Raw genomic sequence first — 26,934 nt, forward strand, 5'->3', positions numbered from 1 at the left:
TGATGATCCACGCATGCGCCCCGGGTGAGCTCCGGGGCGGTGCCAGCCGACCCGCCATGACCGCCTCCTCTTCGTCGACCCCCGCCGCCGCCCCCGCCGTTCCGCCGATGAAGCTGTCGGGGCTGGAACCGGTGCTCATCGGCGACGGCAGCCTGTTCGTCAACATCGGCGAGCGCACCAACGTCACCGGCTCGAAGGCCTTCGCGCGGATGATCCTGAACGGCGAGTTCGAGCAGGCGCTCAGCGTGGCGCGCCAGCAGGTCGAGAACGGCGCCCAGGTGATCGACGTCAACATGGACGAGGCCATGCTCGACAGCAAGGCCGCGATGGTGCGCTTCCTGCACCTGATCGCCAGCGAGCCCGAGATCGCGCGCGTGCCGATCATGATCGACAGCTCGAAGTGGGAGGTCATCGAGGCCGGCCTGAAGTGCATCCAGGGCAAGGGCATCGTCAACTCGATCTCGATGAAGGAAGGCGTCGAGCCCTTCATCCACCAGGCGAAGCTGGTGCGCCGCTACGGCGCCGCCGCCGTCGTGATGGCCTTCGACGAGAAGGGCCAGGCCGACACCTTCGAGCGCAAGGTCGAGATCTGCGAGCGGGCCTACCGCATGCTGGTCGACGAGGTCGGCTTTCCGCCGGAAGACATCATCTTCGACCCGAACATCTTCGCGATCGCGACCGGCATCGAGGAGCACGACAACTACGCGGTCGACTTCATCAACGCGACGCGCTGGATCAAGCAGAACCTGCCCGGCGCCAAGGTCTCGGGCGGCGTGTCGAACGTGAGCTTCAGCTTCCGCGGCAACGACCCGATGCGCGAGGCCATCCACACGGTGTTCCTGTACCACGCGATCCAGGCTGGCATGGACATGGGCATCGTCAACGCCGGCATGGTCGGCGTGTACGACGACCTCGATCCGGTGCTGCGCGAGCGCGTCGAGGACGTGGTGCTGAATCGCCAGCCGGTCTACCAGCCGGGCGAGGCGATGCTGACGCCGGGCGAGCGGCTGATCGAGATCGCCGAGACCGCGAAGGGCGCCGCGAAGGACGACAGCGCCCGGCTCGCATGGCGTGCCAAGCCGGTGCGCGAGCGCCTGAGCCATGCGCTGGTGCACGGCATCAACGACTTCATCACCGAAGACACCGAAGAGGTCTACCAGCAGATCAAGGCCGGCGGCGGCCGCCCGCTGCACGTGATCGAAGGCCCGCTGATGGACGGCATGAACGTGGTCGGCGACCTGTTCGGCCAGGGCAAGATGTTCCTGCCGCAGGTGGTCAAGAGCGCGCGTGTGATGAAGCAGGCGGTGGCCCACCTGCTGCCCTACATCGAGGAAGAAAAACGCCTGCTGATCGATGCCGGCGGCGAGGCCAAGGCCAAGGGCAAGATCGTGATCGCGACCGTGAAGGGCGACGTGCACGACATCGGCAAGAACATCGTCACCGTCGTGCTCCAGTGCAACAACTTCGAGGTCGTCAACATGGGCGTGATGGTGCCCTGCCAGGACATCCTCGCGCGCGCCAAGGTCGAGGGCGCCGACATCATCGGGCTGTCGGGCCTGATCACGCCCAGCCTCGAGGAGATGCAGTACGTCGCCGCCGAGATGCAGCGCGACGAGCACTTCCGCATCAGGAAGATCCCGCTGCTGATCGGCGGCGCCACCACCAGCCGCGTGCACACCGCCGTGAAGATCTCGCCGCACTACGACGGCCCGGTCGTCTACGTGCCCGATGCGAGCCGCTCGGTCAGCGTCTGCAGCGACCTGCTGAGCGATGAGAAGGCCACCGCCTACATCGCCGAGCTGAATGCCGACTACGTGCGGGTGCGCGAGCAGCATGCGAACAAGAAGGCCACGCCGCTGGTGTCGCTGGCGCAGGCGCGTGCCAACAAGACGCCGATCGACTGGGCGGGCTACGTCCCGGTGGCGCCCAAGTTCACCGGCCGCCGCGTGTTCCGCAACCAGGACCTGGCCGAGATCGCGCAGTGCATCGACTGGAGCCCGTTCTTCCAGACCTGGGACCTGGCCGGCCCGTACCCGGCGATCCTCACCGACGACATCGTCGGCGAATCGGCGCGCCGCGTGCTGAGCGATGGCCAGCGCATGCTGAAGCGCCTGATCGAGGGCCGCTGGCTGACGGCCAACGGCGTGATCGGGCTGTACCCGGCCAACACCGTCAACGACGACGACATCGAGATCTACACCGACGACACGCGCAGCGAGGTGCTGATGACCTGGCGCGGGCTGCGCATGCAGAGCGAGCGGCCGGTGATCGATGGCGTGCGCCGTCCGAACCGCTGCCTCGCCGACTTCATCGCACCGAAGGGTTCGGGTGTGGCGGACCACATCGGCCTGTTCGCGGTGACCGCGGGCATCGGCACCGAGAAGAAGGAAAAGCAGTTCCTCGACGACCTCGACGACTACAGCGCGATCATGTTCAAGTCGCTGGCCGATCGCTTGGCCGAGGCCTTCGCCGAGCGCATGCACCAGCGCGTGCGCACCGAGTTCTGGGGCTATGCGGCCGATGAAGCGCTGCGCAACGACGAGCTGATCGCCGAGAAGTACCGCGGCATCCGCCCGGCGCCCGGCTACCCCGCGTGCCCGGACCACACCGTGAAGGCCGAGATGTTCCGCGTGCTGCAGTGCGCCGACATCGGCATGGCGCTGACCGAGAGCCTGGCGATGACGCCGGCCGCGAGCGTCAGTGGCTTCTACCTCGCGCACCCCGACGCGGCCTACTTCAACGTCGGCAAGATCGGCGACGACCAGCTGCAGGATTGGGCCGCCCGCAGCGGTCAGGATGCGTCGCTGGTGAAGCGCTCGCTGGCCGCGCTGATGTAACGGCGGCGATGACGGTGCGATGACGGCGACGCGGTAGCTCGCGTTGCTGCTCGTTACACCAGAAGCATCCGAACGCATCGCCGACGGTTCACGTCAGGTCGGCGTCGTCCTCGGCGCCAGATAGCCACGTCCATCTGTCAAGGATTGACGCATTCCCCAGCCGACACCCTGTAGGCGGTGTCCGACGACGTCGCTGGTATGTCTCCTGCACGCAATCGACCCGTATCAGGTCGTACGCACCGCACCGAGGGAGACTGAAGTGAAATCGCTTCCACCGACATCCGCATTCCGCAAGACATCCCGCCTGTGGGCCGGCGCGCTGCTGATCAGCCTGCTGGCCGCCTGCGGCGGCAACAAGAACGACGATGACGCCGCCGCCATCGACACCAGCACGCCGCCGACCAAGGAGGAGGCCGCGCGCTTCCTGACCCAGGCCACCTACGGCCCGACCGCGGCCGACATCGACCAGCTCGCGCAGATCGGCTACCGGCGCTGGCTCGAGCAGCAGATGGCCAAGCCGCAGAAGCTGCATCGCGACTACATGACGGCGGCGATGAATGCCGCCGCGGCGGCCGGCACCAACGTGACGTCCAGCAACTTCATGGAGTCGTACTGGGCACAGGCGATCACCGGCGACGACCAGCTGCGCCAGCGCGCGGCCTACGTGCTGTCGCAGATCTTCGTGGTGTCGTTCGTCGACTCGACGCTGAGCAACCTGCCGCGTGGCGTGGCCGGCTACTACGACACGCTGGGCCAGCATGCGTTCGGCAACTACCGCGACCTGCTCGAGGCGATCACGATGCACCCGATGATGGGGGCCTACCTGACCAGCCTGCGCAACCAGAAGGAAGACGCGAAGACCGGCCGCGTGCCGGACGAGAACTATGCGCGCGAGATCATGCAGCTGTTCTCGATCGGCCTGTACCAGCTGAACAACGACGGCACGGTCAAGAGCGGCAACCCCGAGACCTACACGCACGACGACATCGCCGGCCTGGCCAAGGTGTTCACCGGCCTGAGCTGGTACGCCGGCCCGAACACCGCCGACCGCACGCGCAACCGCTTCTTCGGCGGCGACGTGAATGCCGACCGCGACTGGAAGCCGATGCAGGGCTACAACAAGTACGCCAGCAACACCGACTTCCATTCGAACACCGAGAAGAAGTTCCTCGGCAAGACGATTGCCGCGACCGACAAGCCGGACGTCGAGGGCGACATCAAGGTCGTGCTCGACACGCTGTTCAACCATCCGAACGTCGGCCCCTTCCTCGGCCGCCAGATCATCCAGCGCATGGTGACCAGCAACCCGAGCCCGGCCTATGTCGAGCGGGTTGCGAAGGTGTTCAACAACAACGGCAGCGGCGTGCGCGGCGACCTGGGCGCGGTGTTCCGCGCGGTGCTGCTGGACCCCGAGGCGCGCACCGTCGACACCTCGCGCAATGACTTCGGCAAGCTGCGCGAGCCGGTGATGCGGCTGGCCCACCTGCTGCGCACCTTCCACGCGACGTCGACGACCGGCAAGTTCCAGGGCATCGACAACACCGACGACCCGGCCAACCGCCTGGGCCAGACCGCGATGCGCTCGCCAACGGTGTTCAACTTCTACCGCCCGGGCTACACGCCGCCGAACACCAGCATCGAGGCGGCCGACCTGGTCGCGCCGGAGCTGCAACTGGCCAACGAGGTGTCGGTGGCCGGCTACCTGAACTACCTGCGCGGCTGGATCGCGATCAACACCGGGCGCGACGTGCAGATCGACTTCTCGGCCGAGCAGGCGCTGGCCGCCAAGCCGGACGACCTGCTGGACCGGCTGAACTTGCTGATGATGTCCGGGCAGATGCCGACGACGCTGCGCGCGCAGCTGCTGTCGGCCGTCAACGGCCGCATGATCCCGCCGGTCCGCAAGGACACCGCGGGCAAGGTCATCAACCAGACCGACATCGACGCCGCCACGCGGGACCGGGTGGCCATCGCCGTCTTCCTGACGATGGCCTCGTCGGATTACCTGACCCAAAAGTGACGCAGAAGTGAGGAACAGCGACATGTCCAACAACCAAGCCTCCCGCCGCGAATTCCTGCGCCGCGCGACGATCCTGTCGGGCTCCGTCGGTTCGGCCGGCCTGCCCTTCGCGCTGAACATGGCCACGATGGGCGCGGCCGTCGCGCAGACCGCGAGCGACTACAAGGCCATCGTCTGCCTGTTCATGTACGGCGGCAACGACTCCGCCAACATGGTGCTGCCGTGGGACGACGCGTCGTGGCAGACCTACAGCACGCTGCGCGCGACCGCGCCGGACCCGATCGCGCTGAAGCCGGTCGGCACCGTGGCCGACGCGACCGGCGCGGCCGGCTCGCCGGCAGCGCTCGGCGGCGTGCTGTCGATCGCGCCGAAGAACCTCGCGAACCCGGAGAACGCGGCGCGCAAGTTCGCGCTGCACCCGAGCATGACCGACACGAAGGCGCTGTTCGACCAAGGCCGGCTGGGCATCATCGCCAACGCCGGGCCGCTGGTGACGCCGCTGACCAAGGCCGACTACCAGAAGGGCACGAAGACGCGCCCGGCCAAGCTGTTCTCGCACAACGACCAGCAGTCGATGTGGCAGGCGCTCGGCCCGGAAGGCGCCCGCGTCGGCTGGGGCGGCCGCTTCGGCGACCTGCTGGCCGGCAACAACAGCACCTCGACCTTCACCAACATCTCGGTGCAGGGCAATGCGGTCTACATGGCCGGCAACTCGGTGTTCCAGTACCAGGTGACGAACAACGGCGCGACCGCGATCGGCGGCCTGACCGGCTCGCTGTTCGGCTCGACCGCGGCGACCACCGCCTTCAAGTCGATCATCACCGCCGACAACCAGAACCTGCTCGGCAAGGAGCACCAGGTGATCGTGCGCCGCTCGATGGACGCGCAGGCCGCGTTCCAGAGCGCCTTCACCGCGTCGACCGTCACCGCGCCGACCCAGTACTTCAACCCGGCGCAGCGGGCGAACGCCAACAACGGCCTCGCGCAGCAGCTGCAGACGGTGGCGCGCATCATCGGCGCGCGCACCGCGCTCGGCACCAAGCGGCAGGTGTTCTTCGTCAGCATCGGCGGCTTCGACACGCACGACAACCAGAACCGGGCGCATGCCGACCTGTACGCGCGGATCTCGCACGCGATCAACTACTTCGACGCGACGCTCGGCACGCTGGGCGTGCGCGACCAGGTGACGCTGTTCACCGCATCGGACTTCGGCCGCACCTTCACCAGCAACGGCGACGGCACCGACCACGGCTGGGGCGGCCACCACTTCGTGCATGGCGGCGCGGTCAAGGGCGGCGAACTCTACGGCCGCTTCCCGCAGGTCGGCATCAACCACGACGACGAAGTGGGCTCGGGCAGCCTGCTGCCGGGCATCGCGGTCGACCAGGTCGGCGCGACGCTGGGCAAGTGGTTCGGCGTCAGCGATGCCAACCTCGACATGGTTTTTCCGAACCTCGGCAACTTTTCGAAACGAAATCTGGGCTTCCTGGGTTGATGATCACGCCTGCCACGCTCGGGCGCCCCGCGGCGGTCCCGACCGCCTTTCCGACGACTTCTTTTTCTTGAACCAGGATTCCCCATGGACAACACCACCTCCAGCAGCCTCGCCCTCGATCCCTCGGCCACGCCGGGGGCCGCCGCGGCCGCACCGCGCCGCACCGCCTGGTGGGTCGCCGGCGGCCTGGGCGTGGTCGGCGCCGGCGCGCTCGCCGCTGCACTGACTTCCGCGCCGAAGCCGGCCCCGGTCGAGCCGGCCGCACCGGTCGCGGCGGTGGCCCCCGCCAAGGGCAAGACAGCGCACGCCGCCAAGCCAGCCCCAGCCGCCACCACCACCGCGGCCGCCGACATCTGCGCGACCTGCGGCACCGTCGAGAGCGTGAAGACCGAAACCCGCAAGGGTGAAGGCACCGGCCTCGGCGCGGTCGCCGGCGGCGTGCTCGGCGGCGTCGTCGGCCACCAGATGGGCGGCGGCAACGGCAAGAAGGCGATGACGGTGCTCGGCGCCGTCGGCGGCGGCTTTGCCGGCCACGAGGTCGAGAAGCGCGCCCGCAGCACCACCGTCTACCAGGTGCGCCTGCGCATGGACGACGGCACGATTCGCACCGTCACGCAACAGACCGCTCCCGCGGTCGGCGGCCGTTTCGAGGTCGAAGGCAGCACGCTGAAGGCGATCCCGCTGCCGAAGGCTTGACGTGATGTCCCTGCTGCGCGCCGTCGCGACGGCCGCAGCGGCACTGGCCCTGTCCGGTGCCTGGGCCCAGGAGGTCGACTACACGCTGGGCGCCAGTTCGGCGCTGCTGGTGCGCGGCATCGCGCTCGGCAATGCCAAGCCGGCGCTGCAGGCCGGCGTGGCGGTCGACACCACCGACGGCTGGCTGGCGGGCGTCGGGATCGCCACGCTGCGGCCCTCCACCGACCAGGGCTGGACGACCCAGCTGTACGCCCGCGCCGGCTATGCGTTCCGCCTCGACGACGACTGGAGCGCCCAGCTCGCGGCGACGCACTACGCCTACCCGTTCGACGACTACCTGCGCAGCTTCGACCGCGACGAGTTCGGTGCCACGCTCGCATGGCGCGACCGCGTGTTCGGCTCGGTCACCGCGCTGCGCCAGACCACCGCGTCGCCGAACGGCCACCGCAGCGGCTGGGCCGCCGACCTGGTACTGCGCGAGCCGCTCGGCAGGGCGGGCGGCGTCTCTTTCGCGCTGACGGCCGGGCTCGGCCACCAGGACCAGCAGCGCCGCGCCGGCTTCAGCTACGACTACGGGCATGTCGGCCTGAGCGGGCGCATCGGCAGCAAGGTCCAGGTCGAACTGTCGCGGGTGGCGAGCGACCACCGGGCGCGCGAGTGGTTCGGCGCGGCGGCCGACGCCCGCTGGGTCGGCAGCCTCGCGCTCGGTTTCTGATCGGCACCGAAAAATAGTTGCAACTTTCGCGGCGCTCGCGCGTACACACCGACATGCCGCTGCTTTCGCTGATCCGCGCCCGCCCCGCCCCCGCCCGCCTCGACGATGCGGACGAGGCCGTGCTGCTGCGCCGCATCGCCGACGGCGAGCGCGCGGCGCTGGAGGCGCTGTACCGGGCCTACCACCGCCGCCTCGACCGCTTCCTGGCCCGGCTGACGCGCCGCGCCGACGTGGTCGAGGAGGTGATCAACGACACCTTCTGGATCGTCTGGCAGAAGGCCGGCGAGTTCCGCGGCGAGTCGCGCGTGTCGACCTGGATCCTCGGCATCGCGTGGCGCAGCGCGCTGAAGACGCTGCGCGAGCATGGCAAGGAGCCGGCCGAGGCGCCGGCCGATGAATCGGCCCACCAGTTGCATGCCCTCGACGACCCCCACGCCCGCCACGAGCTGGCCGACTGGGTCGCCAAGGGCATGCGCCGGCTCAACGCCGAGCAGCGCGCGACGATGGAGCTGGCCTACGGTGCCGGCCATTCGCTCGAGGAAGTGGCGCAGATCATGGACTGCGAGCTCAGCACCGTGAAGGCGCGCATGTTCCACGCCCGCGTCAAGCTGCGCCAGGTGCTGCCGATGCTGGCCGGCCTGTCGAAGGGGCGCCCCGCGGGACGCAAGGAGTACGACGATGAAGCATGACGCCGATGATGGCTCCACCGACCTGGCCTGGCAGCGTGCACTGCGCCAGGCGATGGCCGAGCCGCAGCCGCCGCTCACCGATGCCGACGCGGGGCTGAAGCGGTTGATGCGGCGCATCGACGAGACCGAATCTGAAGCGGAGTCCGCGCCGGCAGAGCGCCGTGGGCGTCGCCGCAGCGGCGGACCGCTGGTGCAGTGGCTCGTCGCCGCGGTCGTCGTCGAGGCGATCGGGCTGTCGGTGCTCGGCGCCGGACTGCTGTGGCGCGACGCGGCACCGGCCTACCAGACGCTGTCGGCCCCGGCGGGCGAGCCGGCCACCGTGGCGCTGCGCATCGCGCCGGCGCCGACGCTGCGCGCCGATGAGCTGCAGGCCTTGCTGCGCGGGCTCGAGCTGCAGATCGTCAGCGGGCCGAACGCGGCCGGCGCCTATGGGCTTGCATTGCAGGCGCGCGTTGCGAGTGCGCAGCAGGTGGCTGCCAAGGTGGCGGCGCTGCGCGCGGCGCCCGGCATGCGGCTGGTCGAGCCGGTCGGCGGCCCACGATGATCCGCGCGCTGGCCGCGGCCTTCGCGGCAGCGGCGGGCCTGGTGCTGTTGTCCGGCTGTGCCGCGCCGTCGGCGGCGCTGCCGCGCGACGCCGCCGATGCCGAGTTGCTGCGCGAGCATCCGCAACGGCTGATCGTGGTCGCGGTCGCGAACCCGCGCGAGCGCGTCGTGACGCAGGCCGGCTCGACGCTGGCCTCCTACAACGCGAGCCAGCGCTACGGTGCCGGCAGCGAGGCGCGGTCGGTGCTCGAGGCGATCGAACGCGAGCACGGCCTGCGCGAGATCGCCGCGTGGCCGATCAGCGCGCTGCATGTGCACTGCGTCGTGCTGGAGATCGCGCCGGGTGCCGAGCGTGACCAGGTGCTGGCCGCGCTGGCGCGCGATCCGCGCGTCGAGCTGGCGCAGCCGCTGCAGGACTTCGACACGCTGGCGGCGCCGGAGGCCGCGCGCGCGTTGCCCGCGTCGCCTGCGTCCGTCGCGGCCTACAACGACCCGTACGTCGACCTGCAGCGCGGCTTCGCCGAACTCGACGCCGTCGACGCCCACCAGCTCGCGCGCGGCCAGGGCGTGCGCATCGCGCTGATCGATACCGGCGTCGACACCACGCACCCCGACCTGCAGGGCCGCATCGCCGCGACGCGCGATTTCGTCGACGGCAACGCGGCGCAGTTCGATGCCGACCGCCACGGCACCGAGGTGGCCGGCGTGATCGCCGCGGTCGCGAACAACCGGCAGGGCATCGTCGGCATCGCGCCGCAGGCGATGCTGTCAGTCTACAAGGCGTGCTGGCAGCGCAGCGCTGCCGACGGCGGCGGGGCGCGCTGCAACTCGTTCACGCTGGCGCAGGCGCTGGGCGCGAGCATCGACGACGGCGCCCGCATCATCAACCTGAGCCTGGGCGGGCCCGATGATCCGCTGCTCACGCGGCTGGTCGGCAACGCACTCGGCCGCGGGCGCATCGTGATCGGCGCGATGCCGCCGGACGGCCGGCCGCATGGCTTCCCGACCGGCATCGCCGGCGTGATCGCGGTCGACAGCACGACAGACAGCACGACGGACCGTGCGAAGGACGGTACCCCCGACGCGGTGCTGCGCGCGCCGGGCCGCGACATCCTGACGCTCGAGCCCGGCGGCCGCTACGACTACAGCTCCGGGTCGTCGCTGGCCGCCGCGCACGCGAGCGCGGTCGCGGCGCTGCTGCTCGAGGCCGCGCCGTCGCAGGACGCCGCCGCGGTGCGCAGCGCGCTCGAACGTGGCCGCAGCGGCGCGTCGATCAATGCGTGCGAAGCGCTTGCAACTCTTTTCGCTCCCACCCGCACACACCGACAGGAGCAGGACGGTCGCGGACCGTGCGCTTCCCGCCGCGGGCCGACGGGCCCGCCTGTCGAACCGGTCGATGAAAGACCAAGAGGAGCGATGCAATGACGATGACACGCAAGGGATTCCTGGGGGCTGCCGCCGGCAGCACGGTGCTGCTGTTCCTGCAGGCCTGCGGTGGCGGTGGCAGCGACTACAGCCCGGCGCCCGCTCCGGGGCCGGCCCCCGCCCCGCCGCCCGGTCCGGGCCCGCAGAGCTGCGGTTCGTCCGGCGGGCAGATCGCCGGCAACCATGGCCACGTGCTGGCCATCGCGACCGCCGACCTCGACTCGACCACCGACAAGACCTACAACATCACCGGCACGGCGTCGCACGCCCACAGCGTGACCTTCACGCCGGCGCAGCTGCAGTTGCTGAAGGCCGGGCAGGCGGTGTCCGTGACCTCGACGCTCGGCGCCCAGCACGACCACGTCGTCACGGCCAGCTGCTCATGAGCTGGCAGCGCACGCTGGCCGCCGCGCTGCTCGCGGCGGCCGGGATCGGTGTGCTGCCGGTGGCCTTCGCGGTCGAGGCCGGCCAGCCGGCGCCCGACGTCGAGCTGCCGGCCGCCGTCGATGCGGCGCCGCGGCTGTCGGCGCTGAAGGGCAAGCTCGTCTACGTCGACTTCTGGGCCTCGTGGTGCGGGCCGTGCCGGCAGTCGTTCCCGTGGATGAACGAGATGCAGGCGAAGTACGGCGCCAAGGGCCTGCAGGTGGTCGCGATCAACCTCGATGCGAAGCGGGCCGATGCCGACGCGTTCCTCGCGCAGGTGCCGGCGCGCTTCGGCCTTGCGTTCGATGCGGCGGGTGCCTCGGCCAAGCGCTTCGGCGTGAAGGGCATGCCGACCTCGGTGCTGATCGGGCGCAACGGCGAGGTGCTGATGGTGCACCAGGGCTTCCGCGAGGACGAGCGGCAGGCGCTGGAAACCAGGCTGGCGGCGGCGCTCGCGACACCGTAGTTCTCTCTTTTCAATTCAAGGATCTTCGATGCGATCGATGCTTCGGGCAGCGGGCTGCCTGTGCCTGGCCGTGCTCGGCGGATGTTCCGCCTGGGCGCCGCCCCAGCCGTGGGAGAAGGGCCAGCTGGCTCGCCCCGAGATGACGATGGGCGGCGATGCGCTCGGTGAGCGCTATGCGCAGCACATCTATGCGAGCAAGGAAGCGGCCTCTGGCGGCTACGGCGTCGGCGGAGGCGGCTGTGGCTGCAACTGACGCACGCGGCGCGCTGGTGCTGGCGGCGCTCGCGCTGCCCGGCGTGTGGGCCGGCAGCGTGCAGGCGCAGGGCGCGCCGGAGCACGGCCTGGTCGCGATCAAGCACCTGCACTACGAGGACTCGCAGCCCGGGCTGCACCGCATCACCGTCGACTCGCCGTCGTTCTACCTGCTGGCACCGATCAATCCCGGCTGGTCGGTCGAGGGCACCGCGGTGCTGGACTCGCTGTCGGGCGCGACGCCGCGCTGGCAGAGCGCAGTCTCCAGCGCATCGACGATGCACGAGACGCGGCGCGCCGGCGATGTGCGGGTCACGCGTTACCTGGATCGTGCGACCTATTCCATCGGCGCGAGCGTCTCGCGCGAGCACGACTACGACTCCGACGCGCTGTCGTTCAACGGCAGCTGGTCGAGCGACGACAACAACACCACCTGGCATGCCGGCATCGGCGGCAACCGCGACCGCATCCACCCGACCGACGGCGGCAATGTCGGCATCGACCGCCGCACGCGCAGCGGCACCGATGTGATCGTCGGCGTCACGCAGGCGGTGTCGCCGGTCGACCTGGTGCAGCTCGACCTGAGCCACAGCCTCGGCCACGGCTACTTCGACGATCCGTACAAGGACCTCGACTTCCGCCCCGACCGGCGGCGCCAGGCTTCGCTGCTGGCGCGCTGGAACCACCACCTCGCCGACCTCGGCGCGACGCTGCGCAGCAGCTGGCGGGCGTACCGCGACAGCTACGGCGTGCGCGCCCACACGCTGCAGGCCGAGTGGGTGCAGCCGTTCGGCGGGCAGTTCGCGCTGACGCCGCTGCTGCGCTACTACACGCAGGGCGCGGCGGACTTCTACGCCAGGGCGCAGGTCGATGCGAACGGCGCGCCGGTCTACCCGGCGCTGTCACCGGGGCAGCTGAACTCGGGCGACCAGCGGCTGTCGGCGTTCGGCGCGTTCACGCTGGGGCTGAAGGCCGAGTACAAGCTCGACGCGCTGTGGTCGGTCGACGCGAAGGTCGAGGCCTACGAGCAGCGCGGCAGCTGGCGCGCCGGTGGCGACGGGTCGCCGAACCTCGAGCCGTTCCGGGCACGCTCGGTGCAGCTGGGTGTGAGCCGCCAATTCTGACGGAGAGCATCGATGAAGAACCTGATGTTGCGGGCGCTGTGGCTGATGGCGGCACTGCTGCCTCTGCCGGCCGCCGCTGCGGCCGACGATTTCCTCGACCCGGAAGCCGCGTTCCGGTTGACCGTGCAGGCGCAGGACGCGCAGCACGTCGCGATGCACTTCGCGATCGCACCGGGCTACTACCTGTACCGCGAACGCCTGAGCGTGCAGGCCGCGCCGGCCGCGGCGGCGGGCGCGGCCGTGGCGATCCCGCGCGGCAAGACCAAGTTCGACGAGACCTTCCAGAAGGAGGTCGAGTACTTCCACGACGAGCTCACGATGGTGCTGCCCATCGCCGCCGATGCGCCGCCGTTCCGTCTCACCGTGGGCCACCAGGGCTGTGCCGAGAAGGGCCTGTGCTACCCGCCGGCGACGCATGCGTTCGACCTGAAGCCGCGAGCCGGTGGATGGACCGTCGCGGCGGTGGCCGATGCGGACAGCGCCACAGCGCCGATGGCCTCCGTGGCCGTGCCGGCCACGACTGCGCCCGCTGCCCCCGAGACCGGCCGCTTCGCGAGCGCGCTGCAATCGCGCAGCCTGCTGACGGTCGCCGGCGTGTTCCTGCTGGCCGGCGTGCTGTTGTCGTTCACGCCCTGCGTGCTGCCGATGCTGCCGATCCTGTCGTCGATCATCGTCGGCCAGCGCGGCACGGTGTCGCGCTGGCGCGGCTTCTCGCTGGCGTCGGCCTATGCGCTCGGCATGGCGCTCGTCTACACCGCGTTCGGCATGACGGCCGGCCTGCTCGGCGAAGGGCTCGCGGCCGCGCTGCAGAACGCCTGGGTGCTGGGCGCGTTCGCGCTGCTGCTGGCCGGGTTGTCGCTGTCGATGTTCGGCGTCTACGAGCTGCAGTTGCCGAATGCGCTGCAGAGCAAGCTGAGCGAGGTGTCGGGCCGGCTGCAGGGCGGGCGCTACCTCGGCGTGTTCGTGATGGGCGGCCTGTCGGCGCTGATCGTCGGCCCTTGCGTCGCGGCGCCGCTGGCCGGTGCGCTGGTCTACATCAGCCGCACGCACGACGTGTGGCTGGGCGGCATCGCGCTGTTCTCGCTCGCCGCCGGCATGAGCGTGCCGCTGCTGCTGGTCGGCGTGTCGGCCGGATCGCTGCTGCCGCGCGCCGGCGGGTGGATGGACCGCGTGAAGCACTTCTTCGGCGTGATGCTGCTGGCGGTGGCGCTGTGGATGGTGTCGCCGGTGCTGCCATCGTGGGGGCTGATGCTCGGCGCGGCCGCGCTGCTGCTGGCAAGCGCGGTGTACCTCGGCGCGTTCGATGGCGGCAGCATGTCGCCGGGGCGCGCGGCGACGCGCGGCGTCGGGCTGCTGCTGGCGGTGCTCGCGGTGCTGCAACTGGCCGGCATCGCATCGGGCGGGCGCGACCTGCTGCAGCCCTTGCAGCACCTCGCCGGCTCGGGCCAGCCAGGCGCCACGCGCGAGACCGCGCTGCCGTTCCAGCCGGTGGCCGACCTCACGGCACTCGATGCCGCGGTGCGTGCGTCGACCAAGCCGGTGATGGTCGACCTGTACGCCGACTGGTGCGTCGCCTGCAAGGAGTTCGAGTCGCTGACCTTCACCGATGCCGCGGTGCGCGAGCGGCTGGCCGGCATGACGCTGCTGCGCGTCGACGTGACGGCCAACAACGCGCAGGACAAGGCCCTGATGCGCAAGTACGGCCTGTTCGGGCCGCCGGCGCTGCTGTTCTTCCCGCCGGGCGGCGAGGAGCGCAGCGACGCGCGCGTGGTGGGCTTCCTGGATGCGGCGAGCTTCCGAGAGCACCTCGACCAGCGGCGCTGACTTCGCGCCGCTGCACGCCGGTTCGCCGGTGATGCCGTGTTCTTGCATGTGCTCAACAAAATGAACACATGAACACACATCAAGCCGCTCCGAATTCCGCGCCGGCCCACGCCGCCCTCACGCTGCGTGACCTGCACGATCCCCACCCCAAGGACATGCGCTCGTGGCGCAGCGCGTCGATGACCGTCACCGAGAGGCCGGGCAGCACCTGCCACTACGTCGTGCTGCCCGACGGGAGGCTGTTCAGGATGCCGGTGCTGCCGCCGGCGCGGATGAGCTGAGCCCCGTCGGCAGGCCGAGCCGCGCGGCCAGGTGGGCTGCGTCGTACGGCGCGTGCACCTTCACGTCATTGTCGAAGTAGCAGAACACGTCGCGCTTTGCGCGCCGGGGTGCCGCACGCGGCGACGCGAGCCGCGCATCCGGCACCTGCCGACCGTGTCGCCACGCCTCGATGCGCTGCGCCCAGTGGTCGAGCGCGGCATCGCCATAGCCGCTGGCGTACAGCTCCTTGTCGCCATGCAGCCGCAGGTAGACGAAGTCACCGCTCAGGTCCTCGAGCAGCGGCCAACGTTGCGCGGTGTCGGCGACGACCAGCGCGATGTGGTGGCGGCGCAGCAGCGCGATGAAGGCCGGGTCGACGAAGCTGTCGTGCCGGATCTCCACCGCATGCCGCAGGCGCCGCGCCGGGCCGGCCTTCAGCCAGCTGCGGTCGTCGAGGCGGTCGTCATGCTCGCGGGCCAGCGCGCGCGCGGCGTCGGTGTCGTGCGGCAGCATCGCGAAGAAGGTGTCGAAGCGCTCCGCGTCGAAGGCCAGCTGTGGCGGGAACTGCCACAGCACCGGCCCGAGCTTCGTGCGCAACGCCAGCACGCCGGAGGCGAAGAAGTTGGCCAGCGGCGTGCGCACGTCCTTCAGTTTTCGCAGGTGGGTGATGTACTTCGGGCCCTTGACCGAGAACACGAAATCGCCGGGCGTGTCGTCGTGCCAGGCCTCGTAGGACGAAGGCCGCTGCAGCGAATAGAACGAACCGTTGATCTCGATGCTCGGCAGCATGCGCGACGCGAAGGACAGCTCCTGCCGCTGCGGCAGTTTCGGCGGGTAGAAGACGCCGCGCCAGGGCGCGTAGCGCCAGCCCGAGATGCCGATTCGAACGATGCCGGTGGCCATGCAACGGAGCGGCAAGCCGCGTGCCTGCGATGGGGGCTCAGCCGGGCGCCAGCGCGCGCCGGTACTGGATGGCCTCGGCCAGGTCGGCCGTCGCGATGGCGGGACGGCCCGCCAGGTCGGCGATGCTGCGCGCCATCCGCAGCACGCGGTGGAAGCTGCGCGCCGACCAGCCCAGCTTGGTGGACACCGAACGCAGGAAGGCCGCACCGGCGGTGTCGAGCGCGCAATGCAGGTCGAGCGCATCCCCGGCCAGCTGCGCATTGCGACAGCCCTGGCGTGCCAGTGCACGCTGCTGCGCCACCTCGACGCGCCGCGCGATCGGCGCACTTGCCTCGCCATCGGGGGCCGCGGCCATTGCCTCGGCCGGCAGCGCTGGCACCTCGACCTGCAGGTCGATGCGGTCGAGCAGCGGGCCGCTGATGCGGGCCTGGTAGCGCAGCACGAGATCAGGCGAGCAGCGGCACGCGCGCTGCGGGTTGCCGAGGTGGCCGCAGGGGCACGGGTTCATCGCGGCGATCAGCTGGAAGCGCGCCGGGAAGTCGGCCTGCCGCGCTGCGCGCGAGATCGTGATGCGGCCGGTTTCCATCGGCTCGCGCAAGGCTTCGAGCGCGGCGCGCGGGAACTCGGGCAACTCGTCGAGGAACAGCACGCCGTGGTGCGCGAGCGAGATCTCGCCCGGCCGCGGCGGCGACCCGCCGCCCACCAGCGCCACCGCCGACGCACCGTGGTGCGGGCTGCGCATCACGCGCTGCTGCCAGTGCTCGGCGCGGAAGCCGCCGCTGATGCTGAGCACCGCGGCCGATTCGAGCGCCTCCTGCGCGGTCAGCGGGGGCAGCAGCCCGGCGAAGCGCTGCGCCAGCATCGACTTGCCGGTGCCGGGCGGGCCGATCATCAGCAGGCTGTGGCCGCCGATCGCGGCGATCTCGAGTGCGCGCTTGGCACCGCTCTGGCCCTTGACGTCCCTCATGTCCGGCAAGGTCGGTGGCGTGCCGATGCGCGGCGGCAGCGCGCGCGGCAGCGGCTCGCGCGGCGTCGGGTTGTCGGGGTCATCCGGCCGCAACGCCTCGACCAGCTCGAGCAGGTGCTTCGCGCCGTGGATCTCGATGCCCGCGACCAATGCCGCCTCTTCGGCGCTCGCCGCCGGCAGCACCAGCGCGCGGGCCGGTGGGCCTTGCGTCTGCAGCGCGAGCGCCATGGCCAGCGCGCCGCGCACCGGCCGCAGGTCCCCGGCGAGCGACAACTCGCCGGCGAATTCGTAGCGTGCGAGGCGTTGCAGGTCCAGCCCGCCTTGCGCCGCGATGATGCCGAGCGCGATCGGCAAATCGAAGCGGCCCGACTCCTTCGGCAGGTCGGCCGGTGCCAGGTTCACCGTGATGCGCTTGTTGTGCGGGAAGGCCAGGCCGCTGTTCTGCAGCGCGGCGCGCACCCGCTCGCGCGCTTCCTTGACCTCGGTGTCGGCCAGCCCGACCAGCGTGAAGTTCGGCAGGCCGTTGGCCAGGTGCACCTCGACGGTGACCTCGGGTGCCGCCAGGCCATCGAGGGCCCGGCTGTGGACGACGGCCAATGTCATGCGCGTTCCCTGCTTCGGAGGTGAGAGGCGCGCGATTCTGCCCAGGGAGGTGATCCACCGACACGGGGCATCTGTCCCTCTGGACAAGCCTGAACGACCCTGCGTTTACATCCACCAGCCGCAGGTTGCAGCTTCTCAGGCGGCGTCGGTGTGCTTCTGCGAGCACGCGAACTACCAGGGGGCAAGCTGGTGTGCCGAGGCCGGCACCGCGGCCACACCCGGCGGCTGGAACGACCGGGTGTCGTCGGTGCGGGTGCCGGCCGGTTGGTCGGTGACGCTGTACGAGCACATCGGGCAGGGCGGCGCCGCGCTGGCGCTGACGGCGGACGAGCCGAACCTGGTCAACCGCGCCTTCAACGATGCGCTGTCGTCGTACCGCGTGCTCGCACCGACGGTGCCGACAGCCGCGGCGCCGGTGTGCCTGTACGAGCACGTCGCCTATGCCGGCAACTCGTTGTGCCTGGCCGAAGGCACGGCTTCGCTGCCGGCGGCCTGGAACGACTTCGCGTCGTCCGCGCGCGTGCTGCCCGGCTACCGGGTCGAGCTGTTCGAGCACGCCGGCTCGCAGGGTCGCCGCCTGGTGCTGGCGGCCGATGAGCCGAACCTGGTGCCGCGCGATTTCAACGACCTTGCAAGCTCCTATGTCGTGGCCAAGGGCACGGCGACCTGCGAACCCCATTGCACGATCCAGGCGGACGTGACCGCCGTCAGCATCACGAACGCCGCGGGCCAGCCGCCGGTCAAGGGCGACGCGCTGAAGGTGTCGCTGACGGTGCGCAACCTGAGCGGCAACGCCGGTACCGTGAAGCTGACGCCGACGCTGGCCAGCACGCGCTTCAGCGATTTCAGCGCGGTGCCGCTCGGCACCCTCGAGCTGGCGGCGGGCGAAACGCGCACCGCGTCGTTCAATGCCGGGCCGTTCATCGACGACACCGCGCGCGCCAAGCACTTCGCCGTCGGGCGCGGTGCCTACCGCATCGACGGCGTGCGCCTGCAAAGCGGCAGCACCTCGGCGCTGGACACCAGCTACGCCGGCGCGGCCTTCAGCGTCGGCGCGAGCAGCCACGTGCTGGTGAGCACCGTCTACGACCAGGCCTATTTCACGCGCCTGAACTACACACGCTCCCCGGAAACCTTCCTCGGCGAGGTCTTCACGCGCCCGGGCGAAGTGTTCACGCCGACGACGGCGGGCGGCAACACCGGCAGCTACCAGAGCTTTCCGGGCGGCTTCGACCAGATGATGGGCGTGACGCAGCACTTCCACGCCCTCCCGGGGCTGACGCTGGACACCAGCCAGGGCCTGTGCGAGCAAGCCGCCGCCTACGGGGGCAAGGTGCTGGGCCTGGCCCGCGACTGGACCACCGGCGGCTCGGTGCGCACCAGCGTCGACAACCACGGCTTCGACTACCTGATCGCGATGTCGCCGCAGATGGTCGGGGGCGTCGCCTGCGGCTGGCTGGGCGTGCAGGTGAGCGGGCAGTTCTCGTTCGACATGTCGATGAACCGCACGCAGATCCTCGCGGTGCACGAGTCGGGGCACCTGTTCGGCGCGCCGCACTGCGATCCGCTGCAGGGCTACGTGATGTGCGCCGGTGAGCTTCACGACCACTACCGGCAGACCGGCATGTACGTGTGGCACCGCGTCTCGCGCGATGCGATGAAGAGCACGCTGTTCGACTGACGCGTCAGCCAGCAGGCAGCAGGGGTGCCACGAATTCCCTGGCGACGGCGAGGTTCGTGGCGGCCAGTTGCCGCATCGCCTCGGGAATCTGCGCGGCGAGCGTTTCCGTCTGCACGGCTGTCCAGAACCGCTCGGCGGCCTGCGCGGCCCGAGCCCAGACGGCCGGCTGGGCGCCGATGGTGCCGACCTTGGGTGCGATGGGCGTGAGGTCCGGGTCCACGCCGCCGCCGATGGAGGCGTAGCGCATCGGAAGGATGTCGTAGGCCGGCGCGATGCCGGCGTACTCCCCCTTTTCGTCGATGAGCAGCGAGATGTTCTCGAAGTGACGATCGCTGTTGCCGATGAGCTCGCTGAAAGCCGCCATGGTGTCGACGCGGCGCGCATCCGCGGCGGACAGGTACTTGGCCTTCTCGCAGCGTGCCGCAAACTCCGGCCAGGAGTCTCGCCTCCCGAAGAACTCGTCGTCGACGGCACCGGCCGAGAGCATGCCGATGCGGCCGGACTTCCCCACGCGATCGAAGCGCCGGACCTCCAGGAAGACGTAGTCGCCCGAGGTCAGCAACTGCGTCGAGGACGATGGGACGTCGACCTCCGCCAGCGACCGCAGCGCCAGATGCTCGAGCGGAAGCAACTCGGCCATGCGACTCCCGAGCCTGGCGAACTTCACGATGACGTGGCCCGAGCCTTCGGTCATCCCGAGAAACTTGGGTTGCTCGCCGCCTGCGCTGGAACCGTAGGCGGCGCCCTTGAGCGCCGAGGCCATCGCCACATAGTGAGCGGCCTTCTCGGACATCGGCGTCGGGTCCAGCCTGCGGAGGTCGATTTCCATCTGCAACGAGGCATCGCCGAACACCAGGTTGCCGGGCAGATTCAGCCCGCGGGTGAAGAGCCAGGCGACGCGGTGTTCGTCGTCCCAGTCCTTGAGACTGCTCGGAAACTGCTGCGCCCGCGCCGCGTCGTGTGCCAACTGGCGCCCCAGGAAGCCGGACGGCGCTGCGAAGGCCATGTAGGGCGGCAGGCCTTCGTACATCCTCGTGACCGAGCCGATGCGCTCGAGCGTCGAGCCACCGGAGAGGAATTCGACGTCGGCGAAGGGCTCCATCGAGCCGCTGGCCAGCAGTCGGTAGATGCGCTGCCGTGAGTGGAGTCCCAGCGGCAGCTGGCGCAGCAGCGCATACCGGGGAGTCCTGTCGCCGGAGACGCGGAACGCCGTCACGGTGCTGGACAGGCTCTGAATAGTTCGCGAAAGGGTTGGCTGACTCACCCCCAGAGCCGCCATCAGCTGCGCCGCGGTCTGCACTCCACCCCGCAAGATGCGTCCGATTTCCTGGGCGGACTCGGAGCTGGATGGTTGGGATGCCGTGCTCAATTCGAATTCTCTGTGAATAATTCGCTGAATTGTATCAAGCATGACCGACGCATCAAAATGGCCCTGCTGCTCAATGCCCCATGGCCGATCGCACCACCAACGGGCACTCCGGTGCGTGTTGTGTCAATCGGCACCGTCAAGGTGCGTTTTCGGCGAGACAGCCATTTGAAAGCTGCGGAATGAGCGCCGATGGGGCGCGCGCGCCCCAAAAAATCCATGGCACAAAAGCTGCACTGAGGCCCCGGCACCTCAGTCTCAACGCCTGGAGAAATCTGCATGAAGAAAATCGCGATCCTTTCGGCCCTGGCTTCGCTGTTCGCCGTGTCGGTTCATGCCGAAGACGCCGCGCCGGCCGTGGCCACCAACTTCAGCCTGACCACGAACTACAAGTACCGCGGCCAGGACCAGGGCAGCAACAAGCCGGCCGTGCAAGGCGGCTTCGACTACGCGAACAGCGGCTTCTACGTCGGCAACTGGAACTCGAGCATCGGCTTCACGAATTCCGGCATCGAGATGGACTTCTACGGCGGCTACAAGGGCGAGATCACGAAGGACCTCGGCTTCGATGTCGGCGTGCTGCAGTACTACTACTCGCAGAAGGACAAGGTCACCGACTACAACACCACCGAGCTCTACGGCGCGCTGAGCTATGGCCCGGTGTCGGTGAAGTACTCGACCACGGTCTCGAAGGACTATTTCGGCCTCGGCGAGTTCTATGGCCAGCAGACGGGTCAGCCGGTACCCAAGGGCCGCAACACCGGTTACCTCGACCTGTCGGGCAACTTCGAGGTCGCCAAGGGCATCACGCTGAATGCCCACATGGGCTTCACGCAGCTGTCCAGCGAACTGAAGGACGTCGGCTACGAGAACTACGCCGACTACAAGTTCGGCGCGACGATGGACCTCGGCTCGGGCTTCTCGGCCGGTGCCGCGATCGTCGGTGCGACCAAGAAGGACTTCTATGGCGACATCAACAAGACGCGCGCCATCCTGACGATCACCAAGTCGATGTGATCGCGCCTCCCGCGCGACGCCACCCATTCATTGCAACAGGAGCATTCCATGAAGATGGTGACTGCCATCGTCAAGCCCTTCAAGCTCGACGAAGTGCGTGAAGCCTTGAGCGCCATCGGCGTGCAGGGCATCACCGTGACCGAGGTCAAGGGCTTCGGCCGCCAGAAGGGCCACACCGAGCTGTACCGCGGCGCGGAGTACGTGGTCGACTTCCTGCCCAAGGTCAAGATCGAGGCGGCCGTCGACGACGGCCTGATCGACCGCGTGATCGAAGCCATCGAAGGCGCTGCCCGCACCGGCAAGATCGGCGACGGCAAGATTTTCGTGTCGCCCCTCGAGCAGGTGGTGCGCATCCGCACCGGCGAGACCGGCAAGGACGCCCTCTGAGCTGCCAACAAAAGAGACAACCATGAAGAAACTCATTGCCACACTCGCCCTGGGCCTCGCCGCCTGGGGTTTCGCCGGCGTCTCGCTGGCGCAGGACGCGGCCTCCGCGCCCGCTGCCATGGCCTCGGCCGCGGCGCCCGCTGCCACGGCTGACGCCGCCTCCGCACCGGCGGCTGCGGCGTCCGCCGCAGCCGCCGCGTCGGCACCTGCCGCGCCGGTCGCCAACAAGGGCGACGTCGCCTGGATGATCGTCGCGACGCTGCTCGTGATCATGATGACGGTGCCGGGCCTGGCGCTGTTCTACGGCGGCCTGGTCCGCAGCAAGAACATGCTGTCGGTGCTGATGCAGGTGATGGTCACCTTCTCGCTGATCGTCGTGCTGTGGACCATCTACGGCTACAGCCTGGCCTTCACCGAAGGCAACAAGTTCGTCGGCGGCCTCGACCGGCTGTTCATGAAGGGCATCTTCGATCCGGCCACCGGCGCCTTCGCGATGGGCGCGACCTTCAGCAAGGGCGTCTACATTCCCGAGCTGCTGTTCGCGGCCTTCCAGGCGACCTTCGCCGGCATCACCTGCTGCCTGATCGTCGGCGCCTTCGCCGAGCGCATCAAGTTCTCGGCCGTGCTGCTGTTCATGACGCTGTGGTTCACTTTCAGCTACGCGCCGATCGCGCACATGGTCTGGTTCTGGATGGGCCCGGATGCGTACAGCGCCGCAGGCGTCGTCGACGAGATGAACGCGAAGGCCGGCATGCTGTGGCAATGGGGCGCGCTTGACTTCGCGGGCGGCACGGTGGTGCACATCAACGCGGCCGTTGCCGGCCTGGTCGGTGCGTACATGGTCGGCAAGCGCGTCGGCTACGGCAAGGAATCCTTCACGCCGCACTCGCTGACGCTGACGATGGTCGGTGCCTCGCTGCTGTGGGTGGGCTGGTTCGGCTTCAACGCCGGTTCGGCGCTCGAAGCCGGCAACAGCGCCGTGCTCGCCTTCATGAACACCTTCACGGCCACCTCGGCCGCGGTGCTCGCGTGGTGCATCGGTGAAGCGCTGATGCGGGGCAAGGCCTCGATGCTGGGTGCGGCCTCGGGTGCGGTGGCGGGCCTGGTGGCGATCACGCCGGCGGCCGGCAATGTCGGCCTGATGGGCGCGATCGTGATCGGCTTCATCGCCGGTTTCGCCTGCCTGTGGGGCGTCAACGCGCTGAAGAAGCTGCTCGGTGCCGACGACTCGCTGGACGTGTTCGGCGTGCACGGCGTCGGCGGCATCGTCGGCGCGCTGCTGACGGGTGTGTTCAACACGCAGGCGCTCGGCGGCCCCGGCCTGGTCGGCGACTGGGTCACGGCAACGGTCACCTCCAACGGCATCGGTGCCCAGGTGTGGATCCAGCTGAAGGCCGTGCTCGTGACCATCGTCTGGTCGGGCGTGGTCTCGGTGGTGGCGTTCAAGATCGTCGACCTGGTGGTCGGCCTGCGCGTGACGGAGGAAGAGGAACGCGAAGGCCTGGACATCTCGGCCCACGGCGAGACCGCGTATCACCAGTAAGTTCCGAGAAGAGGGACGCGGGCTGCGGCCCGCGGGACACTGGGAAGGCCGCATCCGGGCGGCCTTTTCTTTTTCCGGATCGGAGCGGGTCGGCCGTGATGCAAGCCTCAAACAAGGCTCACACCGGCCGGGGCCACCGCACTTGCCATCGACGCGGCCGACCCCAGATGCCTAGAATCCGCGATCCCCAGGCGTTCAACGGGCTTTTATGGTTCCCCATCTCATCACCGCACTCACCGGCCCGATCAACGAACTGGAGCAGCGCATCCTCGAATCGCTGCCGGCCATCGAGCGCTGGTTCCGCCTCGAATGGATGGAGCACACGCCGCCGTTCTACACCTCGGTGGACGTGCGCAACGCCGGCTTCAAGCTGGCGCCGGTCGACACCAACCTGTTCCCCGGTGGCTTCAACAACCTGACCCCCGAGATGCTGCCGCTGGCGGTGCAGGCGGCGATGGCGGCGATCGAGAAGATCTGCCCCGAGGCCAAGAACCTGCTGCTGATCCCCGAGAAGCACACCCGCAACACGTTCTACCTGATGAACGTGGCGCGCCTGATGCAGATCTTCCACCAGGCCGGGCTGAACGTGCGCCTGGGCACGCTGGACGACACCATCAAGGCGCCGACGCAGATCGACCTGCCCGACGGCAGCTCGCTGACGGTCGAGCCGCTGCTGCGCACCCGCGGCCGCCTCGGGCTGAAGGATTTCGACCCCTGCACGATCCTGCTGAACAACGACCTGTCGGCCGGCATCCCGAAGGTGCTCGAGAACCTGCACGAGCAGTACCTGCTGCCGCCGCTGCACGCCGGCTGGGCGGTGCGCCGCAAGACCAACCACTTCCAGGCCTATGAAGAAGTGGCCAAGAAGTTCGCCAAGCTGCTGGGCATGGACCCGTGGCTGATCAACCCGATGTTCGCCCGCTGCGGCGAGGTGAACTTCAGCGACGGCACCGGCGCCGAATGCCTGGCGAGCAACGCCGAGGCGCTGCTCGGCAAGATCCGCCGCAAGTACAAGGAATACGGCATCCAGGAGAAGCCGTTCATCATCGTGAAGGCCGACGCCGGCACCTACGGCATGGGCATCATGACGGTGCGCGACCCGAAGGACCTGGTCGACCTGAACCGCAAGGCACGCAACAAGATGAGCGTGATCAAGGACGGCCAGGAGGTCAGCGAGGTCATCCTTCAGGAAGGCGTGCCGACCTACGAGCGCGTCAACGACGCGGTCGCCGAGCCGGTCGTCTACATGATCGACCGCTACGTGGTCGGCGGCTTCTACCGCGTCAATGCCGAGCGCGGCATCGACGAGAACCTCAATTCCCCCGGGGCGAGCTTCGTGCCGCTGGCCTTCGCCGAGTCGAACCAGCTGCCGAAGCCGGGCGTCAAGCCGGGTGCCAGCGCGCCAAATCGCTTCTACATGTACGGAGTGATCGCTCGCTTGGCGATGCTGGCTGCCAGCTATGAGCTGGAGGCCACCGATCCCGACGCCGAGGTCTACGAGTAGCCCGACCCCTCATACACCCGTCGTTGCTGCAGTGCAACATGCACCCCCAATGCCTTGGGGGTGGGGCCGGCCGACCTGTTTCCGGGCGTATCCGCAGGCGCACAATGGCCCTCCTTTGGATTGAGCCGTGCCCCTTCGGCGAGCGCGGTGGATCGTGAATCAGCATCGTCCCAGCTCCAGCCTGGCCGCCCTGACGCTGGGCGCCATCGGCGTCGTGTACGGCGACATCGGCACCAGTCCCCTCTACGCCCTCAAGGAAGTCTTCGCCCACGGCCACGTGCCGTTGACGCCGCAGAACATCTACGGCGTGCTGTCGCTGGTGTTCTGGACGCTGACGGTGGTGGTCTCGATCAAGTACGTGGTGCTGATCCTGCGGGCCGACAACAACGGTGAAGGCGGGTTGATCGCGATGCTCGCGCTGGCGTCGCAGGCGGTGAAGGACCGGCCGGTGCTGCGCAAGCGGCTGCTGATGGTGGGCATCTTCGGCACCGCGATCTTCTTCGGCGACGGCGTGATCACGCCGGCCATCACGGTGCTGGGTGCGATCGAGGGCCTCGAAGTCGCCGCACCCGGCCTGCACCACTACATCGTCCCGCTGTCGCTGGTCGTGCTGACGCTGCTGTTCCTGGTGCAGCGCCACGGCACCGCGACGGTGGGCAAGCTGTTCGGGCCGGTGATGGTGTTGTGGTTCGCGGTGCTGGCGGTGCTCGGGCTGTCGCAGATCGCGACCAACCCGGCGGTGCTGGCGGCGCTGAGCCCGACCTATGCGCTGTCCTTCCTGCTCGGTCACCCGGCCATCGCGTTCATCGCGCTCGGCTCGATCGTGCTGTGCGTGACCGGTGCCGAGGCGCTGTATGCCGACATGGGCCACTTCGGCAAGCGGCCGATCCGCCTCGCGTGGTTCAGCCTCGCGATGCCGGCGCTGGTGCTGAACTATTTCGGCCAGGGCGCGATGCTGCTGGCGCATCCGGAGAACGTCAGGAATCCGTTCTACGAGATGGCGCCGCCCTGGGCGGTGTACCCGCTGATCGGCCTGGCGACGGCGGCGGCGGTGATCGCGTCGCAGGCGCTGATCACCGCGGCGTTCTCGGTCACGAAGCAGGCGATGCAGCTCGGCTACCTGCCGCGGCTGCGCATCCTGCACACCTCGGTGCGCGAGACGGGCCAGGTCTACGTGCCGTTCGTCAACTGGGGGCTATACGCCTGCATCGTGCTGGCGGTGGTGACCTTCGGTTCGAGCAGCAAGCTGGCGGCGGCCTACGGCATCGCGGTGACGATCGACATGCTGATCACGACCACGATGACCTTCTTCGTGATCCGCTACGGCTGGCGTTATCCGTGGTCGTTGAGCGTGGCGGCGACCGGCTTCTTCTTTTTGGTCGACTTCACGTACTTCAGCGCCAACGTCATCAAGGTGTTCGACGGCGGCTGGTTCCCGGTGGTGATCGGCGGCGTGATGTTCATGATCATGATGACCTGGAAGCAGGGCCGCCGGCTGATGGCCGAGCGCCTGCGCGAGGACGCGATCGACCTGAAGAGTTTTCTCGACGCGGTGTTCGTGAGCCCTCCGACGCGGGTGGCCGGCACCGCGGTGTTCCTGGTCAGCGAGCAGGGGCTGACGCCGAACGCGCTGCTGCACAACCTGAAGCACAACAAGGTGCTGCACGAGACCAACCTGTTCGTCACGGTGAAGCTGCACGAGGTGCCGTGGATCGGCTTCGAGAAGCGCTGCGAGATGGAGCCGCTCGGGCGCGACTGCTGGCAGGTGACGGTGCACTTCGGCTTCAAGAACGAGCCGGACGTGCCGGAGGCGCTGGCCTTCCTGCGCACGCGGGGCTGCCAGATGGACGACATGGAGACCTCGTACTTCCTGTCGCGCGACATCGTGATCCCGACCTTCGGCAGCGGGATGGCGAACTGGCGGGAGAAGCTCTTTGCGGGGATGCACCGGAATGCGGCGGCGGCGGCGGATTTTCTGTCGCTGCCTACCAATCGAGTGGTCGAACTCGGGTCGAAGGTGGAGATCTGATTCCACTGCGGGGCAGTGCCGGGTTTCGCCCCGGCGGGCGAGTCACTTTCATTTGAGCCCAAATGAAAGTAACGGCGGTTTCAAAGGTGAAGTGCAACACTCCAGCCCCCTGAGAGCCGTTGCATGACAAGAACCTACGAACAATTGAGCGCCGAAGAGCGAGG

Annotated in this window: 23 protein-coding genes; 20 read left to right on the forward strand and 3 right to left on the reverse strand. The window is 69.0% G+C overall.

All coding sequences use genetic code 11. From position 1 onward, the window contains the following. Positions 1-56 precede the first annotated feature (56 nt). The 14 genes from metH to BUE42_RS14880 all read left to right on the forward strand — a co-directional run bounded on the left by metH (position 57) and on the right by BUE42_RS14880 (position 14,790). Complete coding sequence (gene metH, locus BUE42_RS14815; RefSeq protein ID WP_073465876.1) at positions 57-2,837, forward strand: methionine synthase; 2,781 nt, start codon at positions 57-59, stop codon at positions 2,835-2,837. Between the two features lie 259 nt (positions 2,838-3,096). Continuing rightward, positions 3,097-4,857, forward strand: coding sequence for a DUF1800 domain-containing protein (locus BUE42_RS14820; protein WP_235002365.1), 1,761 nt, complete (start codon positions 3,097-3,099; stop codon positions 4,855-4,857). 22 nt (positions 4,858-4,879) lie between these two features. Beyond that, a complete protein-coding gene (locus tag BUE42_RS14825) occupies positions 4,880-6,352 on the forward strand; it encodes a DUF1501 domain-containing protein (RefSeq protein WP_073465877.1) in 1,473 nt (490 codons plus the stop codon). A gap of 84 nt (positions 6,353-6,436) precedes the next feature. Continuing rightward, a complete protein-coding gene (locus BUE42_RS14830; RefSeq protein WP_073465878.1) occupies positions 6,437-7,048 on the forward strand; it encodes a glycine zipper 2TM domain-containing protein in 612 nt (203 codons plus the stop codon). Positions 7,049-7,052: 4 nt separating this feature from the next. Beyond that, positions 7,053-7,763 carry a TorF family putative porin gene (locus BUE42_RS14835; RefSeq protein WP_073465879.1) on the forward strand — a complete coding sequence of 237 codons (711 nt, stop codon included), beginning with the start codon at positions 7,053-7,055 and terminating at the stop codon, positions 7,761-7,763. A 53-nt stretch (positions 7,764-7,816) separates the two neighbouring features. Next, positions 7,817-8,452 carry a sigma-70 family RNA polymerase sigma factor gene (locus BUE42_RS14840; protein WP_073465880.1) on the forward strand — a complete coding sequence of 212 codons (636 nt, stop codon included), beginning with the start codon at positions 7,817-7,819 and terminating at the stop codon, positions 8,450-8,452. Next, positions 8,442-8,996 (forward strand): hypothetical protein, encoded by a 555-nt coding sequence (locus BUE42_RS14845; protein ID WP_073465881.1) that lies wholly within the window; start codon positions 8,442-8,444, stop codon positions 8,994-8,996. The genes BUE42_RS14840 and BUE42_RS14845 overlap by 11 nt, the downstream gene beginning before the upstream one ends. Further along, positions 8,993-10,420 carry a S8 family serine peptidase gene (locus tag BUE42_RS14850; RefSeq protein WP_073465882.1) on the forward strand — a complete coding sequence of 476 codons (1,428 nt, stop codon included), beginning with the start codon at positions 8,993-8,995 and terminating at the stop codon, positions 10,418-10,420. Before BUE42_RS14845 ends, BUE42_RS14850 begins: the two co-directional genes overlap by 4 nt. Next, positions 10,417-10,806 (forward strand): hypothetical protein, encoded by a 390-nt coding sequence (locus BUE42_RS14855; RefSeq protein ID WP_073465883.1) that lies wholly within the window; start codon positions 10,417-10,419, stop codon positions 10,804-10,806. The genes BUE42_RS14850 and BUE42_RS14855 overlap by 4 nt, the downstream gene beginning before the upstream one ends. Further along, positions 10,803-11,309, forward strand: coding sequence for a TlpA family protein disulfide reductase (locus tag BUE42_RS14860; protein ID WP_073465884.1), 507 nt, complete (start codon positions 10,803-10,805; stop codon positions 11,307-11,309). The genes BUE42_RS14855 and BUE42_RS14860 overlap by 4 nt, the downstream gene beginning before the upstream one ends. Positions 11,310-11,337: 28 nt before the next feature. Beyond that, positions 11,338-11,562, forward strand: coding sequence for a DUF4266 domain-containing protein (locus BUE42_RS14865; RefSeq protein ID WP_073465885.1), 225 nt, complete (start codon positions 11,338-11,340; stop codon positions 11,560-11,562). Beyond that, the gene (locus BUE42_RS14870; RefSeq protein WP_235002367.1) at positions 11,549-12,685 is read left to right on the forward strand and encodes a DUF3570 domain-containing protein; all 1,137 of its coding nucleotides are present in this window, start codon (positions 11,549-11,551) and stop codon (positions 12,683-12,685) included. The genes BUE42_RS14865 and BUE42_RS14870 overlap by 14 nt, the downstream gene beginning before the upstream one ends. Positions 12,686-12,697: 12 nt before the next feature. Then, a complete protein-coding gene (dsbD, locus tag BUE42_RS14875; protein WP_073465886.1) occupies positions 12,698-14,509 on the forward strand; it encodes a protein-disulfide reductase DsbD in 1,812 nt (603 codons plus the stop codon). Positions 14,510-14,577: 68 nt separating this feature from the next. Then, entirely contained in the window at positions 14,578-14,790 is a 213-nt protein-coding gene (locus tag BUE42_RS14880) for a hypothetical protein (protein WP_073465887.1), read from the forward strand. Here BUE42_RS14880 and BUE42_RS14885 read toward each other — a convergent pair. Both BUE42_RS14885 and BUE42_RS14890 read right to left on the reverse strand, forming a co-directional pair. Then, positions 14,753-15,673, reverse strand: a complete 921-nt coding sequence (locus BUE42_RS14885) for a DUF72 domain-containing protein (RefSeq protein ID WP_073465888.1) — start codon at positions 15,671-15,673, stop codon at positions 14,753-14,755. The genes BUE42_RS14880 and BUE42_RS14885 overlap by 38 nt on opposite strands. Positions 15,674-15,710: 37 nt before the next feature. Further along, positions 15,711-17,243 carry a YifB family Mg chelatase-like AAA ATPase gene (locus BUE42_RS14890; protein WP_073465889.1) on the reverse strand — a complete coding sequence of 511 codons (1,533 nt, stop codon included), beginning with the start codon at positions 17,241-17,243 and terminating at the stop codon, positions 15,711-15,713. Here BUE42_RS14890 and BUE42_RS14895 point away from each other — a divergent pair. Further along, entirely contained in the window at positions 17,242-18,924 is a 1,683-nt protein-coding gene (locus BUE42_RS14895; protein WP_083614154.1) for a peptidase inhibitor family I36 protein, read from the forward strand. The two genes, BUE42_RS14890 and BUE42_RS14895, sit on opposite strands and share 2 nt — an antisense overlap. Positions 18,925-18,928: 4 nt before the next feature. On the opposite strand, the gene BUE42_RS14900 is transcribed toward BUE42_RS14895, so the two are convergent. After that, positions 18,929-20,293, reverse strand: coding sequence for a HipA domain-containing protein (locus BUE42_RS14900; protein ID WP_159445423.1), 1,365 nt, complete (start codon positions 20,291-20,293; stop codon positions 18,929-18,931). A gap of 276 nt (positions 20,294-20,569) precedes the next feature. Between BUE42_RS14900 and BUE42_RS14905 the strand changes: the two genes are divergently transcribed. From BUE42_RS14905 to BUE42_RS14925, 5 genes are all read left to right on the forward strand, one after another. Beyond that, on the forward strand, positions 20,570-21,307 hold the full coding sequence (locus BUE42_RS14905; protein ID WP_073465892.1) for a TorF family putative porin: 738 nt from the start codon (positions 20,570-20,572) through the stop codon (positions 21,305-21,307). Between the two features lie 48 nt (positions 21,308-21,355). Further along, complete coding sequence (locus tag BUE42_RS14910; RefSeq protein WP_047509787.1) at positions 21,356-21,694, forward strand: P-II family nitrogen regulator; 339 nt, start codon at positions 21,356-21,358, stop codon at positions 21,692-21,694. Positions 21,695-21,716: 22 nt separating this feature from the next. Continuing rightward, entirely contained in the window at positions 21,717-23,237 is a 1,521-nt protein-coding gene (locus tag BUE42_RS14915) for an ammonium transporter (protein ID WP_073465893.1), read from the forward strand. A 208-nt stretch (positions 23,238-23,445) separates the two neighbouring features. After that, positions 23,446-24,741: a glutamate--cysteine ligase gene (gene gshA / locus BUE42_RS14920; RefSeq protein ID WP_073465894.1), complete on the forward strand. Its 1,296-nt coding sequence runs from the start codon at positions 23,446-23,448 to the stop codon at positions 24,739-24,741. Between the two features lie 154 nt (positions 24,742-24,895). Then, positions 24,896-26,770 carry a potassium transporter Kup gene (locus BUE42_RS14925; RefSeq protein WP_073465895.1) on the forward strand — a complete coding sequence of 625 codons (1,875 nt, stop codon included), beginning with the start codon at positions 24,896-24,898 and terminating at the stop codon, positions 26,768-26,770. The last annotated feature ends 164 nt before the right edge of the window (positions 26,771-26,934 follow it).

The organism is Rhizobacter sp. OV335 (assembly GCF_900142965.1).
GTDB lineage: Bacteria > Pseudomonadota > Gammaproteobacteria > Burkholderiales > Burkholderiaceae_C > Rhizobacter.